Origin of the sequence: Uniformispora flossi, assembly GCF_049534875.1 — a bacterium.
Lineage (GTDB): Bacteria > Actinomycetota > Actinomycetes > Streptomycetales > Streptomycetaceae > Yinghuangia > Yinghuangia aomiensis.
This window is the reverse complement of the sequence record NZ_JBMULZ010000004.1, coordinates 83,089-100,035: the sequence shown is the minus strand read 5'-3', so window position 1 is coordinate 100,035 and position 16,947 is coordinate 83,089. Positions and strand designations below refer to the sequence as shown.

Below are 16,947 nucleotides of genomic sequence, written 5' to 3'. Positions count from 1 at the left end.
CCCCGGGGCCCGCCGCGTGTGACGATCGGTCGCGTGATTACGGCACCGCCCCCCGCGCAGCCCGCGCGCCCAGCCAACCCCGCCGAGCCCCCCACCCCGGCGCCCCGGGCCGCGCCCACGCTCTACCGGAACCCCTCGCGGCGCATCGTCGCCGGGGTCGCCCGCGGGCTGGCCGACCAGTTCGCGATCGACGTCGTGTGGATACGCGTCGGGTTCGCCGTGCTGACCGGCACCGGCATCGGCGTCGCGGTGTACGGGCTGCTGTGGCTCAACGTCCCGGAGGGTGGCCCGGCCGAACCACCCGTCCCCACCGCGAGCGAACGCCGCCGCCGGCACGCCGCGCTCGCCATCGTCACGCTGCTGCTCGCGTTCACGATGCTGATGATGATCGGCGGCACCTCGGCGAGCGGAAAGGCGGTCATCTGGCCGCTCCTGGTCGCCGCCGCGGGCGTCGCCCTGGTGTGGCGGCAGGCCGACGACGCGCAGCGGACCCGCTGGCTGTCCCTGGACGGCCGCCGGCGCACCCTGGGCATCGTCCGCACCGCCATCGGCGTCGCCGTCTTCTCGACCGGCATCGGCTTCTTCGTCGCCTACCGCGGCGGCCTCGGCGACGTGTTCGCGGCCTTCCGCGGCGCGCTGCTGTTGCTCTTCGGGCTCCTCGTCATCTTCGGCCCCTATCTGCTGCGCCAGACCCGCGAGCTGAGCGCCGAGCGCCGCGCCCGCATCCGCGCGCAGGAACGCGCCGAGGTCGCCGCCCACGTGCACGACTCCGTGCTGCACACCCTGACCCTGATCCAGCGCCACGTGGACGACCCGCGCGAGGTCGCCCGGCTCGCCCGCGCCCAGGAGCGCGAACTGCGCGCCTGGCTGTACCGGCCGGACGGCGAGGAGCCCGACCGGACCTTCGCCACGGCGCTGCGCCAAGAGGCCGCCGAGGTCGAGGACATGCACGGCGTCGCCATCGAGATCGTGCCGGTCGGCGACTGCGCCGTCGACGAGCGCCTGGCCGCCCAACTCGCGGCAGCGCGCGAAGCGATGGTGAATGCCGCGAAGTACGCGTCGGCCGCGCCGATCCAGGTGTTCGCCGAGGTGGAGGACACCGTCGTGACGGTGTTCGTGCGCGACAGCGGGCCCGGCTTCGACCCCGACACGCTGCCCGAGGACCGGATGGGTGTGCGAGAGTCGATCCTCGGGCGGATGCGCCGCAACGGCGGCACCGCGGTGATCCGCAGCGAACCCGGCGAGGGCACCGAGGTCGAGCTGGAGATGGCTCGCAGCGAGGCGAACAGGAGCAAGTCGTGAGTGAAGCCGCGAGCGAATCCACACCGGGAGGCCGGGTCCGGGTCGTGCTGGTCGACGACCACCGGATGTTCCGCACCGGAGTGCGCGCCGAGATCGGCGAAGCCGTCGAGGTGGTCGGCGAGGCCGAGGACGTCGCGTCGGCGGTCGCGGTGGTGCGCGAGCAGCTTCCCGACGTCGTCCTGCTGGACGTGCACCTGCCCGGCGGCGGCGGTGTCGAGGTGCTCAAGCAGTGCGCCGACGTGCAGGCCCGGGTGCGGTTCCTCGCGCTGTCGGTTTCCGACGCCGCCGACGACGTGATCGGGGTGATCCGCGGCGGGGCGCGCGGCTACGTCACCAAGTCCATCACCGGCGACGAACTCGTCCGCGCGGTCGGCCGGGTCGCGGAAGGCGACGCGGTGTTCTCGCCGCGGCTCGCCGGGTTCGTGCTGGACGCGTTCGCGGCCACCGACGTGCCGCCGATCGACGAGGACCTCGACCGGCTGACCCAGCGCGAGCGCGAGGTGCTGCGGCTGATCGCGCGCGGGTACGCGTACAAGGAGATCGCGCGGCGGCTGGTGATCTCGGTCAAGACCGTCGAGACGCACGTGTCGGCGGTGCTGCGCAAGCTCCAGCTGTCCAACCGGCACGAGCTGACCCGCTGGGCCACCGACCGGCGCCTGGTCTAGTCCCGGGCCGCCCGGCGGTCAGGCGACGCCGGAGGAGGCCCGGGAAACGCGACGGTGCCCCGTCCCCCCAATACGGGGGACGGGGCACCGTGGGCTGTTGCGGGCGCGATCGGCTTAACCCGGGCGCATGGCCGCGTAGAACGGCATCTCGCTGATCGGTGCGATCTTGATGACCGTGCCGGTGTGCGGCGCGTGGATCATCATGCCGTCGCCGATGTAGAGGCCGACGTGGCTGTTGTCGCTGTTGAAGAACACCAGGTCGCCCGGCTGGAGCTGGGACTTGGCGACCCGCGGGCCGTCGTTGACCTGGTCCCACGTGGTGCGCGACAGCTTCACGCCGGCCGCGGCCCACGCCTGCTGGGTGAGGCCCGAGCAGTCGAACGAGGACGGTCCGGCCTTGCCCCAGCCGTACGGCTTGCCGAGCTGGTTGCGGGCGAACGCGATGGCCTTGGCGGCCCGCTCGGACGCCGGGACGTTCGGCAGGTCGGTGCGCGCGTTGTCGCGCGAGCTGCGGTCGTCCGTCCGCTCGTTCGTGTGGTCGTTGGAGTCCAGGATGGCCTTGCGCTCGGCCGCCGAGACGGTGTTGAGCAGCTGCTGGGCCTTGTTGAGCTTCTCCTGGATGGTGTTCTTGTTCTCGTTGAGGTCCTTGCGGAGCTTCTCCAGCTCGGCGAGCTGCGTCGAGGCCTCGGTGCGGTCCTGCTGCAGCATCCGCGACTGGGCGGCGAGCTGCTGGAGCCGGGTGGCCTGCTGCGAGTCGAGCTGGTCGAGCATCGACGCGCGCTTGAGGTAGTCCGCCGGGTCGCCGCTCAGCGCGAGCTGCAGCTCGGGCGGCAGGCCCCCGTTGCGGTAGTGGTCCGCGGCGATCAGGCCGATCTGGTCGCGGAGCGCGTTCATGGACGCTTGTTCCTCGGCCACCCGGTCCTGCGTGGCGTTGGATTCCTTCTGGAGCTTCTCGATCTTCTCCTGGACGCCGTTGTAGACGTCCGTCGCCTTGCCTACCTCGCGGTTCAGCTGGTTGACCTGCTCCTGCACCTGGGCCGAGGTGGGAGTGGGGTCGGCGCTGGCCGGTCCGGCGAACGCGATGACACCGGTCATGGTGGCCGCGGCGGTGGCCAAGGTGGCAGCGCCGCGGGAGGCGGTGAGCGCCTTCGACCGGCGGTTCTGCGCAGGACGACGATGAGACGCCACGCGAGCGTCACTCCTTCCTCGGCCGCCTACCGGGTTAGCTGACAGGCTCGGGCGGAAGAAGACGCCCTACGGCACGCCAGGTGGCCCTGGCAGCCGATTCGCCTCGGGTGACACGTGGGTCCCCGGCTCCGGTGCGTGCCGGGCGCCTACGGGGGGCGGGCGCACGGCCGATACCGAACTCGGCGGTGGCGGGCGTGCGCTCCGGGTGGAGCACGGGGGTACGTCCGCCTGGCCGAGAACAATAGTCACAGGGGTGTCACGGCCCCCATGCGGGTCGCGGATTTCGCGCGGACGTTACCAATTCTTTACTTTGGGACCCGTTTCGATGTCCGGATTGTGATTTTTGTAGGCTCAATCGGAAACCGAGCCTGAGGAGCACTCTGTGGACGTCGTCCGGCAACTCCTGGTCGTTCTGCACATCGTCGGGATCGGTGCGCTGCTGGGCGGATTCCTCACCCAGATGAAGGGGATGAAGACCGGCGACGTCCGGATCACCCCCGCCGTGACGCACGGAGCACTCACGATGTTCGTCACCGGCCTGGCCCTCGTCGCGGTCCGCAAGAGCAGCGCCCTCGACCTGCCCGTCGACAACGCCAAGATCGGCACCAAGATGGCCGTCCTCGTGGTCATCCTGCTGCTGGCCTGGGCCAACCGCGGCAAGGACAAGGTCGACACCCGCGTCTTCGGCGCCATCGGCCTGCTCACGATCGCGAACATCGCGATCGCCGTCATGTGGACCTGAGTTCGCCCCGAACCGGCCCCGACGCCGTCGCCGCCGCCGCGGCCGCCCCGGGATCCCCCGGTCGCGCGCCGCGGCACCCCGCGCGGCTCGTAGACTCGGCAGACGATGAGCAACCTCTTCGACGACATGCCGCTGCCCGGGTTCGACGCCGACATCCCGCTGCCCCCCGAACCCGCGCACGACGACGTCCCCCCGCCGCCGCCCGAGTACGACCCCGTACCCGACGACCTCTTCGACGGCGCCTACGACCCGCCCGCCGAGCCGCGCGAGCAGTACTACCGCAACGGCGCCCCCAAGCCCGCCGTGGACCCCAGCCGCCTCCTCGACGGCATGAACCCGCAGCAGCGCGCCGCGGTCGTCCACGAAGGCTCCCCGCTGCTCATCGTCGCGGGCGCCGGCTCCGGCAAGACCCGGGTGCTGACCCACCGCATCGCGTACCTGCTCGGCGCCCGCAACGTGCACCCCGGGCAGATCCTCGCCATCACCTTCACCAACAAGGCCGCCGGCGAGATGAAGGAGCGCGTCGAAGCCCTCGTCGGGCCGCGCGCGAAGGCCATGTGGGTGTCGACGTTCCACTCGTCCTGCGTCCGCATCCTGCGCCAGCAGTACAAGAAGCTCGGCCTCAGCTCCACCTTCTCCATCTACGACGCCGCCGACTCGCAGCGCCTGATGGCCATGGTGTGCCGCGACCTGGACCTGGACGCCAAGCAGTACCCGCCGCGCAAGTTCAACGCGCAGGTGTCCAACCTGAAGAACGAGCTGATCGACCCCGAGACGTTCGCCGCCCAGGCGCAGAACGACACCGAGCGCCGCCTCGCCGAGGCCTACACGCTCTACCAGTCGCGCCTGCGCCAGGCCAACGCGCTCGACTTCGACGACCTCATCATGACCACGGTGCACCTGCTCCAGGCGTTCCCCGACGTCGCCGAGCACTACCGGCGCCGCTTCCGGCACGTCCTCGTCGACGAGTACCAGGACACCAACCACGCCCAGTACGCGCTCGTCCGCGAGCTGGTCGGCGGCGCCGCCGGACAGGCCCCCAAGCGCACCGTCGACGGCGACCTCGTCAACCCCGACGCGGAAGGCCTCGCCGAGGTGCCGCCCGCCGAGCTGTGCGTGGTGGGTGACGCCGACCAGTCCATCTACGCCTTCCGCGGCGCGACCATCCGGAACATCCTCGACTTCGAGGAGGACTACCCGGACGCGACGACGATCCTGCTGGAGCAGAACTACCGCTCCACGCAGACCATCCTCGCCGCCGCCAACGCGGTCATCGAACGCAACACCAACCGCCGCGCCAAGAACCTGTGGACGGACTCCGGCCAAGGCGCCACGATCACCGGCTACGAAGCCGACGACGAGCACGCCGAAGCCCAGTTCGTCGCCGACGAGATCGACCGGCTCACGGACACCGGCGACATCACACCCAGCCAGGTCGCGGTCTTCTACCGCACCAACGCGCAGTCCCGCGTCTTCGAAGAGGTCTTCATCCGCGTCGGCCTGCCCTACAAGGTCGTCGGCGGAGTCCGCTTCTACGAGCGCAAGGAAGTCCGCGACGCCCTCGCCTACCTGCGGCTGCTCGCCAACCCCGACGACGTCGTCTCGCTGCGGCGCATCCTCAACGTGCCCAAGCGCGGCATCGGCGAACGCGCCGAAGCCTGCGTCGAGGTCCTCGCGTCCCGGGAGCGCATCGCCTTCGCCGACGCCCTGCGCCGCGCCAAGGAAGCCCCCGGCCTGGCAACCCGCTCGCTCAACGCCGTCAACGGCTTCGTCGAGCTGATCGACAACCTGCGCGCGGTCGTCGACGGCGGCGCCGGACCCGCCACGGTCCTGGAAGCCGTCCTCGAACAGAGCGGCTACCTGGCCGAACTCCACGCGTCGACCGATCCACAGGACGAGACCCGCGTCGAGAACCTCCAGGAACTCGCCGCGGTCGCCCTGGAGTTCGAGCAGGCCAACCCGGAGGGCACGCTCGCCGACTTCCTCGAGCAGGTCGCCCTCGTCGCCGACTCCGACCAGATCCCCGACGACGACGGCGGCGTGGTCACCCTGATGACCCTGCACACCGCCAAGGGCCTGGAATTCCCCGTCGTGTTCCTCACCGGGCTGGAGGACGGTGTCTTCCCGCACATGCGGGCGCTCGGCGACACCAAGGAGCTCGAAGAGGAACGGCGGCTCGCGTACGTGGGCATCACGCGTGCCCGGGAACGCCTGTACGTCACTCTCGCGCGCATCCGCAGCGCCTGGGGTGCCCCCGCCTACAACCCGCAGTCGCGGTTCCTGGAGGAACTCCCGGCGCAGCTCGTCGAGTGGCGTGGGAAGCCGCCGTCCGCCGCCAAGACGCTGTCCGCGACGCGTTCGGCGGTGTCCGCGCCGCGGTCCGCGGGAGCGAACGGCCGGCTCAGCGGGCCGAGTCGCATCGTGGACCGCCCGGTGATCGTCCTCAAGGCCGGCGACCGGGTCACGCACGACAAGTTCGGGCTCGGCACTGTCGTCGCCACCCAAGGCGAGGGTGACAAGGCTCAGGCGAGCATCGACTTCGGCGCGTCCGGCACCAAGCAACTGCTGCTGCGGTATGCGCCGGTGGAGAAGCTGTAGTGCCGGGTAGGCCCTTGTAGCCCCTGTGGGCACATGACGATGGGCGGCGCTCCCTCGCGGGAGCGCCGCCCATCGTGTGTCTGTCGGAGATGCCGTGTCGGTCCGGCCTGATTGACTGACGTCAGGTCAGCCCGTCGGGTCGAGACCGCGGGCACGCAGCCACGGTATGGGGTTTATAGGTGCGCCTCCGCCCGGGCGTACTTCGAGGTGGAGGTGGGGGCCGGTGCTGTTGCCCGAGTTGCCGGAGTAGGCGATGACGTCGCCCGCCTTCACCTGCCCGGAAGCGATCTTGGCCCGCGTCAGGTGGCAGTACCAGGTCTCGGTGCCGTCCGGCGCGGTCAGGATGACCATGTTGCCGTAGGCGGAGTTCACCTCGGTCCGCACGACGCCGTCGGTGACCGCGCGGACGGGTGTGCCCCGGTCCACCGGGAAGTCGATGCCCGTGTGCAGATGGGACCAGCGCCCGCCTGCCTGGCCGAAGTACGCCGACAGGCCCGGCTGCACCGGCAGCACGAACTTGGGCCGCATCGCCTCGCGCTTCTTGCGGTCCTCTTCCTGCTGCCTGGCGAGGTCTTCCTGCCGCTCCTGGAGCGCGATGCGGGTCTGCTCGCGGCTCGCCCGGCCGGCGAAGTCCTCGGCGCCGTCCCGGAGGTCGGCGAACTGCTGGTCGAGCGGCGACGCGGCCAGCGGCACGTCGGCACCGGCGGCGACCGGGCTGTCGGCCTGGTCCTGCTTGTCGGCGGCCTGGATGCCGCCGGCGGCCGCCACGGCGACCGCCGCGACGCCCACGAGCGCGAGAGAGCCGCCGGCGACCCGGGCCAGGGGCCGGGAGCGGCGCGTCGTCTTGCGGCGCTCGGCACGGCTGTTGGCCGCGTCGGCGGTCAGGACGGCGGCACGGGTCTCCGCCTTCTCTGCCTTGCCGCTCTTGGCTTCCTTGTTCGCGTTCGAAGTGCCGGACTTGTCGTCCTTGCCGGCCGCAGTGTCGTCGTCGAGGTAGATCGCGGCGAAGGCGACGGTGCCTTCTTCGTCGGGCGTCGACGGAGTGCGCGCGTCGTTGTCGGGGTCGATTTGGACCATCGGCGACACGCTGTCGACCGCGGTGACGAACTGCGTCGCACCCGGGTCGTCTTCGTGGTCCGTGCGGGGGGCCGACCAGGCCGGGTAGTCCGCGGGCTCTTGCAGCGCGGTGGGCTGGTCGTACCAGTCGGCGGTCTGCGCGCCGTTGCGGGAGTCGGTGAACGCGTCGGCGCTGCGGCGGTTGTCGCCGTGCCACATGTCGGGCGCGGGCGCCGACCAGGCGGTGCCGGTCGACTCGGCGGTCCACGGGTCGTCGGACCAGGTGGCGGGCTGCGCGTCCGGCGCGGCCGTCATGGTGTCGGTGGACCAGGCGGCGGTCTCGTAGGAGGCCTGCTGCGGAACGCTCGCTTGCCCGTAGGCGCCGGTGTCGTACGACGCGTAGGCGGTGGTGTCGTAGGCGCCGCTGTTGTAGGGGGGGTGGCCACCGCTGTCGTAGGAGGCGTCGTAGGCGGGAGTGGCGTAGGCGCCGCTCGAACCGTCGTAGGCCACCGCGGCGTAGCCGCCGGATGCGTCGTAGCCGGACTGCGTGCCGGCGTAGGCGTCCTGGGTGCCGGCGTAGGCGTCCTGGGTGTAGGCCGATGCCTCGTAGCCGCCCGTCGCCCACGCGCCGCTGTCGTAGCCGTTGGCCGCGTAGGTGCCGGAGCCGTAGGTGCCTTCATAGGCCGGGACCGCGTACCCGCCACTGCCGTAAGAGGCGTCGTAAGCGGGGTAGTCGCCGCTGCCGTACGTGGCGGTTCCGTAGGCCGTGCCGTTGTCCGGGGCGCCGGGACTGGAGGGGACTCCGTCCGGATAGCGGCCGTCGGTCACGTGAGTCGCCTTCGTGTCGGGGGTACTAGCGATGTGCGATCAAACCGGGACTCTAGCCCTCGATATGCGGCGCGGACAATCCGACTCGACTCACCCGTGGGGCTACACCTCGTTCACCCGAACGGATGAAAGGTGGGCAATCGGCGCAACGCGATGGCGTGTTGGGCGCGTCTTCATCAGGTATTGACGATTGCGGCCGTGTCTTCTGACGCGTCATTGATGATGCGCAGTGGTGTTTCCTTCGCGCGTCCCGAGCGTGTCGCACGCTCCACGAGGCACCGCGGTCAGGCGGCGAGCGGCGTGGCGGCGGCGGCGTCGAGGGCCTCGCGGTGGTCGGCACTGTGCGTGCCGGTCAGCAGTGTGCAGAGGTCGAGGACGATGGAGCGGCAGGCGGGCAGCGTCAGGTGGCCGGCGCCGGAGACCCGGATGTTCGCGGCATCGAGGTCCGGGTGGTCGATTGCCCCGGATGTCAGGGGAATGACGAACGGGTCGAGATCGCCCCAATAGGCCAGGAATCGGGTGGTGCAGTCCGGTGCGGGCAGGGCCAGCTCGGCGACGACGGCGCTGTCCGGGCACAGTTCGCGGACCAAGGGGTGCGCGCGGAGGAGATGGGCGGCCAGTGTCCCGCGGTGGGGGGTGCCGAGCGTGACGACGGTGCGGACGTGTGCGCCGCCGTCGATCCGCTGGGCGTGATAGCGCGCGACCAGGCCGCCGAGGCTGTGTCCGACGACGTTGAGATACGGCGCGCCGGTCCGCGCACACACCCGCGCGATGTGGTGGTCGAGCAGTTCGGCCTTGCTGCGGATGTCGCCGCCGAGCGGGTTGTGGTCGAAGGGGTGGATGTCGGTGAAGCCCCTCCGGTGCAGGGCCCGCCGCAGTACGGCGAAGATCGAGCGGTTGTCCGCCAGGCCGTGGACGAGGACGACCGGGGCGGTGGTGCGGCCGTCGCCGGCGGAGGCTTCGCGTGCCGGCTCCCGTGCCGGGGGCGGGGTGAAGAGGCCTGTCGGGTAGAGGGCCAGGTGGCCGACGAGCCAGGCGAGTTCGCGGACCGCGCCCAGCACGGGGCCAGGGCATGCGGGCATGACGTACCTCCGTGCGGGGTCGGCTGGATGGGCGCGGGGGCGGCGTCGCCGCGGGCGCCGGGCTCCGGAAGGGGGAGCGCGAACGCGGTCCTACTCGTCGGTATCCCCGGGGGGAATGGGATGAAACATGTTGTTAACACCCGGGTATTCGCGGATTGCCGCACGGGACAAGCGATTTCGTGAACGTCTGACCCTGCTCCGCGGTCGGCGGCGGGGTTGACCGCGGGGTTGACCGCGGCCCATCTGCGCCAAGGAGTGGCGTGTTCGCCACCCTTGAGCGGTCGTCCCTCGGCGCACGTCGGGCGGTTTCCTGAGGTCAGCGTCACGCAGGTTGTTTCCGGACCGGCGATACAGCTGTCGGTCCCACGCCGTACCGTGACCGTCATGCTGGAACGCTGGACCGCGGATCAGGTGCTCCGACTCGCACCCGACGCCGCGTCGCAGAAGGCCGGATCGAAACTGGCGGCCCCCGGGCCGTGGACCGGACTGGGGGCAGGGGAGATATGCCTCCAGGACGCTGGGGATGAGGGTGGTAAGGCCGCCAAAAGCAGTGTGTGGGGGCTGTGTAAGGGGAGCGGCGCGAAGGCGTACCGCACGGTGGTGGACCTGGAAGGACCGGCGTGGTCCTGCACGTGTCCGAGCCGCAAGCTGCCGTGCAAGCACACGCTGGGCCTGCTGCTGCTCTGGTCCGCCGACGGCGTCGCCGAGACCACCGACGCGCCGGACTGGGCCGCCACCTGGCTGATGGGTCGTCAAGAGCGCGCGAAGCAGCGGGAAACCCGCCAGGCGAACGGGCCTGCGGACCCGGTCGCCGCGCAGCGGCGTGCCGACGAACACGCGGCCAAGGTCGCCGACGGCGTCGACAAGCTGGGCCGGTGGCTCGCCGACCAGGTCTCCACCGGGCTCGCGGGCGCCGACCGCACCGGCTACGCGCCGTTCGAGGCGATGGCGGCGGCGATGGTCGACGCGCAGGCGAAGGGCCTCGCACGGCAGCTTCGCCATGCGGCGACCCGGCCAGGCTCGGGCGAAGGCTGGCCGGGACATTTGCTGGAGGACTACGCGGCCATGTGGCTGCTGTTGCGTGCTCACGATCGGCTTGGGGCGCTGGACGAGAACGACGCCGCTTTGGCCGCGACCGTGCGTACGCGGCTGGGCTGGGATCAGAAGACCGCGGACCTTGTGCGCCGCGCCGCCGAAGAAGGCTCCGCGGTGCGGGACCACTGGACGGTGCTGGGGAGCCGGGACAGCGACGACGACAAGCTGACGCGGCGGGAGATCTGGCTGCGCGGGGAGAAGTCCGGCCGTACCGCGGTGGTGATGGCGTTCGGCAGCTCGGGACAGGCGCCGCCGCTCGCGCTGCCGGTCGGGGCCCGTCTGGAAGCCGACTTGGTGTTCCACGACGCGGCGGCGCCGCTGCGCGCCCACCTTGCCGAGCGGCACGGGCCGCCGGAGCCGGCCGAAGTGCCGGCGGGCTGCGGAGCGGAGGCGGCCGCGTTGGCGTACGCGGAGGCGCTGCGTGCCGAACCGTGGCTGGAGACGTGGCCGGTGGTCTTGTCCGATATAGCCGCGGTGCCCGATGTGCTCGGGTGGCGGGTCGTGTCGAGCGACGGGTTCTGGCTGCCGGTCGACCGGGGGCGTGCCCAGGACGACGCGTTGTGGCGTCTCGCGGCGATGTCCGGAGGGGCGGGGATGACGGTCTTCGGCGAGTACGGGGCGCGGGGGTTCGCGCCGGTGACGGCGTGGCACGAGGGACGGGCCGTGCCGCTGTAAGGCCCGTCCGCGGGCTGGTGACCGGGCGTTCGTGTGGTTGTCGTGCTGCCTTGATGTGGGCTGTTTGTCCCCAGGCGGGTGGATATCCACAGGCTTGGTCGCGGATGTCGGAGCTTCTTGATTTCCTATCGGTCAGGTGATTTGCCCGGGCTCGGGCAGGCAACGAACGGGGGAAACCATGACCGCGGACACCGAAGTCCTGTGGCGCGACCTGGTCTCGACGGCACTCGTCGGCACCGCGAAGCGAGGCGTGCCGGAGATCGAGCCGGGCAGTGCGCTGGGCGCCGCGGCGGCCGCGGTCGGGCACACGGATCCGGCCGAACGGCTGCTCGACCTCGCGGCGCTGCTCGTCGTCCACCGCCGCGCCGGCCGGTTGCCGGGCACCGGGGCCGGACTCCCGCCGCGCAGCGCTGCGGACCCCCGGCCGGGTGTGCCCGACCGGGCCCGCGCCCGGCTGCGGGTGCTGCTCGGCTCGGGCACGGGCGAGCGCCGGACGGCCATTGCGGAACTGCTGCCCGAGTGGCTCGCCGAGGCGCGGGCCCGCGGTTGCCGTGCCCCCGAGCCGGAAGTCCCCGCGCTGCTCGACCTGGCTCGCGCGCATACCGAACTCCGCGAGGACGTGGCGGCATTGGCCGGCCCCCGCGGGCGGTGGCTGGCCCAGCTCAACCCGGACTGGACGTGGCTGACGCGGATATCCGCCGCCGATCTCGCCCCCGACGGCGGGGTATGGGAACACGGGCTTTTCGGGGAGCGGCTCGCGTACGTGACCGCGCTTCGGGAGCGGGATGCCGACGCGGCGCGGGAACTGCTGGCCACCACGTGGCGGGGCGAACCTGCGGAGGACCGGGCGCAGTTCCTTGCGGTGCTGCGGGTGGGGCTGTCCACCGCGGACGAGCCGTTTTTGGAAGCGGCGTTGGACGACCGCGGCAAGGCGGTGCGGGCCGGGGCCGCGGCGTTGCTGTCGGCGCTGCCCGAGTCGGCATTCGCCCGGCGGATGGCCGACCGGGCACGGGCGTGCGTGCGCGTGCACCCGGCGATGGGGGTGAGTGTGGTGCCGCCGGAGACCTGCGACGAGGCGATGCGGCGCGACGGCATAGCGGAGAAGTCCCCGACCGGCCGCGAGGAACGGGCATGGTGGCTCGGCGAGATCGTGGCCGCGACCCCGCTGGCGGTGTGGACGGAGATCTTCGGCGAGACACCCGCGGAGATTCTGCGGCGCCCGCTGCCCCGGCGCACCGCGGGGGACATACGCGACGGCTGGGCCCGCGCCGCCGTGACCCAAGGCGACGTGGCCTGGGCCCGAGCCCAGGTCGGCCGCGGCGCCCCGACCCGGCTGCTGTCGGTACTCCCGGTGACCGAACGCGCGGTGCACGTCGCCGACCACGTCCGCGAGCACGGCCTGTCGGAGGCCTTTCAACTGCTCGCCGGCTGCCCGGCGGTATGGCCGGAGCCGCTCGGACGCGCGGTCGCCGACGCGCTGTCCCAGGCCGCGCGGGAGTCGGCGTACCCGTGGAGCTTCAGCGGGGTGACGGGGTTGGCGGCCCGGTCCCTGGACCCGGCGATGGCGGAGGAGTTCGCGGAGCTGGCGGCGAAGGCGGGGGAGGACGGGTACTGGGGGAGGGCGTTCGGCGAACTGGCGGGCACGCTGCGGGAGCGCGCGGTGATGCGGGGGGAGTTCGGGGGTGGGGGCGTGCCCTAGCCCGCCGTCCCCAACCCGGCATCGCGTGCAATGGCCACCGCCTCCGCGCGGCTCCTCGCCCGGAGCTTCGCCAGGACGTCGCTCACCCGGTTCCGTACCGTCTTCTCCGACAGCACCAACCGCCGGGCGATCGACGGGTTGTCCAGCCCCTGGGCCAGCAGGTCGAGGACTTCGCGCTCGCGGTCGGTGAGCTGCGGGAAAGGTACCGCTCCGCGGGTGTGTGCCGGGGCGCCCGCGAAGAACGCCAGGACCCGCTGGGCGATGCGCGGGCCGAACACCGCCTCGCCGCGGGCCACGCCGAGGATCGCGCGGCGGATGTCGTCGCCGTCGTCCTCCTTCAGCAGGTAGCCGCGAGCGCCGGCCCGCAGCGCGGCGAACACGGAGTCGTCGTCCTCGTCCATCGTCAGGACGATCACCGCGGTCGCCGGGTGCGTGGTGCCGATGCGGGCGGTGGCCTCCAGGCCGCCCATGCCGGGCATGCGCAGGTCCATGAGGACCACGTCGGGTGCCAAGCGTTCGACTTCCGCCAGGGCCTCGGCGCCGTCCGCGGCTTGGCCGACGACGTCAAGGTCGTCGAGGTCCTCCAGCACCGTGACCATGCCCGCGCGGAACACCGGGTGATCGTCGACCACCAGCACTCGGACCGTGTTGCTCACTGTTCCTGTCCTCCCGGGAGGCTCGCTCGGATGATGGTGCCGCCGCCGGGTGTCGGCAGGACGTCGACGCGGCCGCCGACTTCGCCCGCGCGTTCGCCCATGCTGTGCAGGCCGACGCCGGCGTGCGGATGGACGGGCATACCGCAGCCGTTGTCGGCTACCTCGACGACGAGCGTCCCGGCGCGGACGGCGGCGGACAGCCGCAGCTCCCCGGCCGCGCTGTGCCGGACGGCGTTGTTGACGGCCTCCGCGGCGATCGCGTACGCGGCGACTTCGACCGCGGCGGGCAGGGTGTCCAGCCCGGGGCCGAGGTCGACGGTGCAGTGCGGCGTCTCGTACCCCGCGACCAGGTCGCGCAGCGCACCGGCGACCCCCAGCTGGTCGAGGATCGGCGGCCGCAACCCGTGCACCACCGACCGCAGGTCGGTGACGGTCTGCCGGAGCCGGTCGCGGATGCCGCGGGCGCGGTCGGCCAGGTCGGGGTGGCCGGCGGCGTCGATGCGGCGGGCGAGGGAGTCGAGTTGGTGGGCGGTGCCGGCGAGGGCCGGGCCGACGCCGTCGTGGAGGTCGGCGCGCAGGCGGCGGCGTTCCTCCTCGCGCGCCACGACGATGCGGGCGCGGCTGCGGGCGACGTCGGCAACGAGGCCTGCCGCATAGGCGAGGGTCGCGGCGCGGGCGGCGACTTCCTCGACGGCGGCCTGTTCCTCCGGGGTCCAGCGTTCGTTGCCGGGCCGCAGACCGACGTGGAGTTCGCCGATGTCCTGGCCCAGTGCGGGCGCGGGGACGACCCGCCAGCCCGCCACCGGGTCGCCGCTGACCGCCTGCACACCGCCGTGCCCGTGGAACGCGACGTACGGCAGCCGCAGCGCTTTCCGCAGCGCGTCGACGAGCCGCTGCAGTGCCTCGGTGGGTTCGGACGCGGGCGCGACATGCCGTCCGACGCGGGCGACGACCGCGTACGGGTCGTACCGGTGCCCGAACAGCCACCGGTCGACGCCCTTCTGCACCGCGTCCCGCCCGAACGCGGCCAGCAGCGCGACCACCGCGACCGCCACGATGCCCACCGTCGACTTCGGCGCGAAGTGGCCGACCCCGAGCACCAGTCCCGCGTACGCGCCGACCATCAGCGCGGTCAGCACGATGAACACGACGGTCCGGTTGAGGACCACGACCACGTCGAACATGCGGTACCGCAGCATGGCGACGGCGATGCCGACCGGCGGGCACAGCAGCCCGAGCGCGAACAAGCCCTCGGTGAGCTGCCACCCGGTGAGGATGAACGACACCGCCCAGAAGAGCATCATGCCGATGCCGCCGAGGGCCAGCCAATGCAACTGCGCCCGCTGCACGCCCACGGCGCGCTTGGTCCGCACGATCACCGACCCGGCGGCTAGCAAAGTGCCCGGAAACAGCGTCGTGAACGCGATGACGACGACGATGTAGCGCAGCCAGCCGGTGCCGGGGATGCCGAGCGGATTGGCGGCCTCCTCCGTGACGTCGACCGATCCCTCGTGCAGCATCGCGGCCAGCGCCGCGATCCCGGCCAGCGCGAAGATCCCGTACGCGGCGAACCGCCAGCGCGGGCCCGGCAGATGCCCGTCCGGGAACAGCAGGAGCAGCATCGGCACGACGACGAAGTACTGCGTGAACCCCCATGTCCCCAGCCACAGCGCGGCACTGCCGCCGGGCAGCGGCGCGTCCGCTATGCGCGCGGAGGTCACGCCGTACAGCGATATCAGCAGGTAGGGGCCGTACGACGCGGGCACCATCAGCAGCCAGCCCACCGGATTCCGCGGCCGCCCCCGCACCACGAACGCCCCGATCACCGGCCACGCCGACCCCAGCACCACGTCGCCGTACGACAACGGCATCAGGTCGACGCGCCGCCCCACCCACGCATGGCACAGCGGATACACGGCCATCGACACGACCGACACCACGGCCAGCACCGCCGCTACCCGCACCAGCACCCGCTCGGGAACCCGCCGGACAGCGGCCCGCATGCGGCCGACGGGCGGATCGGCGGAGAGGGGCTCGATCGCTGTTCGGGCGAGTACCGGGGCCGGATCGGCGAGCCGGGAGTGGCCGGCGGCACCGTTCGCCCGGGTGGGAAGGGCCGACGATTCCGCGCCCGCAGCCGCCCGCGCCGCCGACCCCGCGCCCACGGCGGCATCGTCGGGCGCTCGGTGCGGGAGTGGGCTGGTCACACGGTCATGCTGCCGCAGTGCCGCGGCGCTCGACAGACGGCCTGGGGGGAATCCCGGGGATCGGGGGCGGATGTCCCTGGTGCCCGGGACGCCGTCCCTCGGACAGTGGGAACGTCACCGGGCAAGGCGTCCGGTACGAAGCCGCCAGGGGGGACGCAAGTCCGGCGGTGGACATGTGTGGGGGGAGAAACCACATGACGTACACGGAATCCGCGCCCGTCGGCGGGCGTGCCGGGGCGGGGGAGGCCCCGGCACGCCGGATCCTGTGGCCGCTGACGGGGGCGGCCGCCGGGCTTCTCGGTCTGGTGTCGACGGTCTTCTTGGACGTCCGCGCCGGGCAGAGCGGCGACCTCGACGAGATGACGATCGCCAAGGTCGACGACATCGACGTGCTGTACTCGCGCCTCGGCTTCCTCGGCGGCTTCATGACCGTCGCGCTGCTGCTGGTGACCGCCGCGGCGTGGCGCCGGCACGTGGAGCCGCGGGTGCCGGGCAGCACGGCGGCACGTGTGGTGGCGAGCGGGCTCAACGCCGCGGCCGGGGCCCTGACGCTCGGCTACGGCTGGAAGGGCGCCATGGCCATCTACGGCAAGGGCGGGCCCGAGGACGACGCCTTCGACCAGCAGGGCCGCTACGTCTACTACATGCTCAACGACTTCGGCGCCTGGATCGGCTGGTTCGCGGTGCTGGTGGCGGCCGGGGGCATCGCGTGGATGGCGCTGCGCGAGCGCACCGTGTCGCGGTGGATCGGCTGGTTCACCGTCGCCGCCATGCTGCCGCCGGTGGTCGGCTTCGTGGTCATGTCGGTGCCGGGGCTCGGCGCCATCACGATGCCGATCTGGATGGCGGTCGCCTTCACGGGACTCGCACTGGGGAAGAGCACCATCACGCGCTGACCGGCGGCCGCGGTCCGAGAACGTGCCGGGGAGGGCACCGGATCGGGAGCGGCGGCCCTACCGGCGGCGAAGCAGCGACACCGCCACGAAAGCCCCGAGCCGCCCGCGCATACCGCGCGGCGGCTCGGGGCTTTTCGGCGTGCGGATGGTCGCCTTGCCGCACACCGCCCGCCCCCGGATGTCAGCCCCGACCGCCATCCTGGAACCCGTCGCCAGGCCTTCCCACCCCTGGCGGCCTCGTCCGTTCCGTCGAATTCG

12 protein-coding genes and 1 riboswitch are annotated in these 16,947 nt (G+C 72.2%); of the genes, 7 read left to right on the top strand and 5 right to left on the bottom strand.

Features of this window, described 5'->3' with window-relative positions; genetic code table 11:
- The first annotated feature begins 33 nt into the window (after nucleotides 1–33).
- Together ACPA54_RS10285 and ACPA54_RS10280 are read left to right on the top strand one after the other, a co-directional pair.
- Entirely contained in the window at nucleotides 34–1,302 is a 1,269-nt protein-coding gene (locus ACPA54_RS10285) for an ATP-binding protein (protein ID WP_423528382.1), read from the top strand.
- Nucleotides 1,299–1,967, top strand: coding sequence for a response regulator (locus tag ACPA54_RS10280; RefSeq protein ID WP_423528381.1), 669 nt, complete (start codon nucleotides 1,299–1,301; stop codon nucleotides 1,965–1,967). The genes ACPA54_RS10285 and ACPA54_RS10280 overlap by 4 nt, the downstream gene beginning before the upstream one ends.
- Nucleotides 1,968–2,081: 114 nt before the next feature.
- Here the strand turns inward: ACPA54_RS10280 and ACPA54_RS10275 are convergent, their stop codons facing one another.
- Complete coding sequence (locus tag ACPA54_RS10275; protein WP_423528380.1) at nucleotides 2,082–3,155, bottom strand: C40 family peptidase; 1,074 nt, start codon at nucleotides 3,153–3,155, stop codon at nucleotides 2,082–2,084.
- Between the two features lie 8 nt (nucleotides 3,156–3,163).
- A riboswitch (cyclic di-AMP (ydaO/yuaA leader) is annotated at nucleotides 3,164–3,310 on the bottom strand.
- A 227-nt stretch (nucleotides 3,311–3,537) separates the two neighbouring features.
- On the opposite strand from ACPA54_RS10275, the gene ACPA54_RS10270 reads away from it, so the two are divergent.
- The gene (locus ACPA54_RS10270; RefSeq protein WP_345673674.1) at nucleotides 3,538–3,897 is read left to right on the top strand and encodes a hypothetical protein; all 360 of its coding nucleotides are present in this window, start codon (nucleotides 3,538–3,540) and stop codon (nucleotides 3,895–3,897) included.
- A gap of 105 nt (nucleotides 3,898–4,002) precedes the next feature.
- On the top strand, nucleotides 4,003–6,495 hold the full coding sequence (gene pcrA, locus ACPA54_RS10265) for a DNA helicase PcrA (RefSeq protein ID WP_423528379.1): 2,493 nt from the start codon (nucleotides 4,003–4,005) through the stop codon (nucleotides 6,493–6,495).
- A gap of 126 nt (nucleotides 6,496–6,621) precedes the next feature.
- Here pcrA and ACPA54_RS10260 read toward each other — a convergent pair whose 3' ends face one another.
- Together ACPA54_RS10260 and ACPA54_RS10255 are read right to left on the bottom strand one after the other, a co-directional pair.
- Nucleotides 6,622–8,379, bottom strand: coding sequence for a M23 family metallopeptidase (locus ACPA54_RS10260; RefSeq protein WP_423528378.1), 1,758 nt, complete (start codon nucleotides 8,377–8,379; stop codon nucleotides 6,622–6,624).
- Between the two features lie 284 nt (nucleotides 8,380–8,663).
- Nucleotides 8,664–9,461, bottom strand: coding sequence for an esterase/lipase family protein (locus ACPA54_RS10255; RefSeq protein ID WP_423528377.1), 798 nt, complete (start codon nucleotides 9,459–9,461; stop codon nucleotides 8,664–8,666).
- A gap of 384 nt (nucleotides 9,462–9,845) precedes the next feature.
- Here ACPA54_RS10255 and ACPA54_RS10250 point away from each other — a divergent pair, with 384 nt between their 5' ends.
- Complete coding sequence (locus ACPA54_RS10250; RefSeq protein WP_423528376.1) at nucleotides 9,846–11,231, top strand: SWIM zinc finger family protein; 1,386 nt, start codon at nucleotides 9,846–9,848, stop codon at nucleotides 11,229–11,231.
- Nucleotides 11,232–11,409: 178 nt separating this feature from the next.
- On the top strand, nucleotides 11,410–12,930 hold the full coding sequence (locus ACPA54_RS10245; protein ID WP_423528375.1) for a DUF5691 domain-containing protein: 1,521 nt from the start codon (nucleotides 11,410–11,412) through the stop codon (nucleotides 12,928–12,930).
- Here the strand turns inward: ACPA54_RS10245 and ACPA54_RS10240 are convergent.
- Nucleotides 12,927–13,586 (bottom strand): response regulator, encoded by a 660-nt coding sequence (locus ACPA54_RS10240; RefSeq protein WP_423528374.1) that lies wholly within the window; start codon nucleotides 13,584–13,586, stop codon nucleotides 12,927–12,929. The genes ACPA54_RS10245 and ACPA54_RS10240 overlap by 4 nt on opposite strands.
- The gene (locus ACPA54_RS10235; RefSeq protein WP_423528373.1) at nucleotides 13,583–15,793 is read right to left on the bottom strand and encodes a sensor histidine kinase; all 2,211 of its coding nucleotides are present in this window, start codon (nucleotides 15,791–15,793) and stop codon (nucleotides 13,583–13,585) included. The genes ACPA54_RS10240 and ACPA54_RS10235 overlap by 4 nt, the downstream gene beginning before the upstream one ends.
- 194 nt (nucleotides 15,794–15,987) lie before the next feature.
- On the opposite strand from ACPA54_RS10235, the gene ACPA54_RS10230 reads away from it, so the two are divergent.
- A complete protein-coding gene (locus ACPA54_RS10230) occupies nucleotides 15,988–16,689 on the top strand; it encodes a hypothetical protein (protein ID WP_423528372.1) in 702 nt (233 codons plus the stop codon).
- The last annotated feature ends 258 nt before the right edge of the window (nucleotides 16,690–16,947 follow it).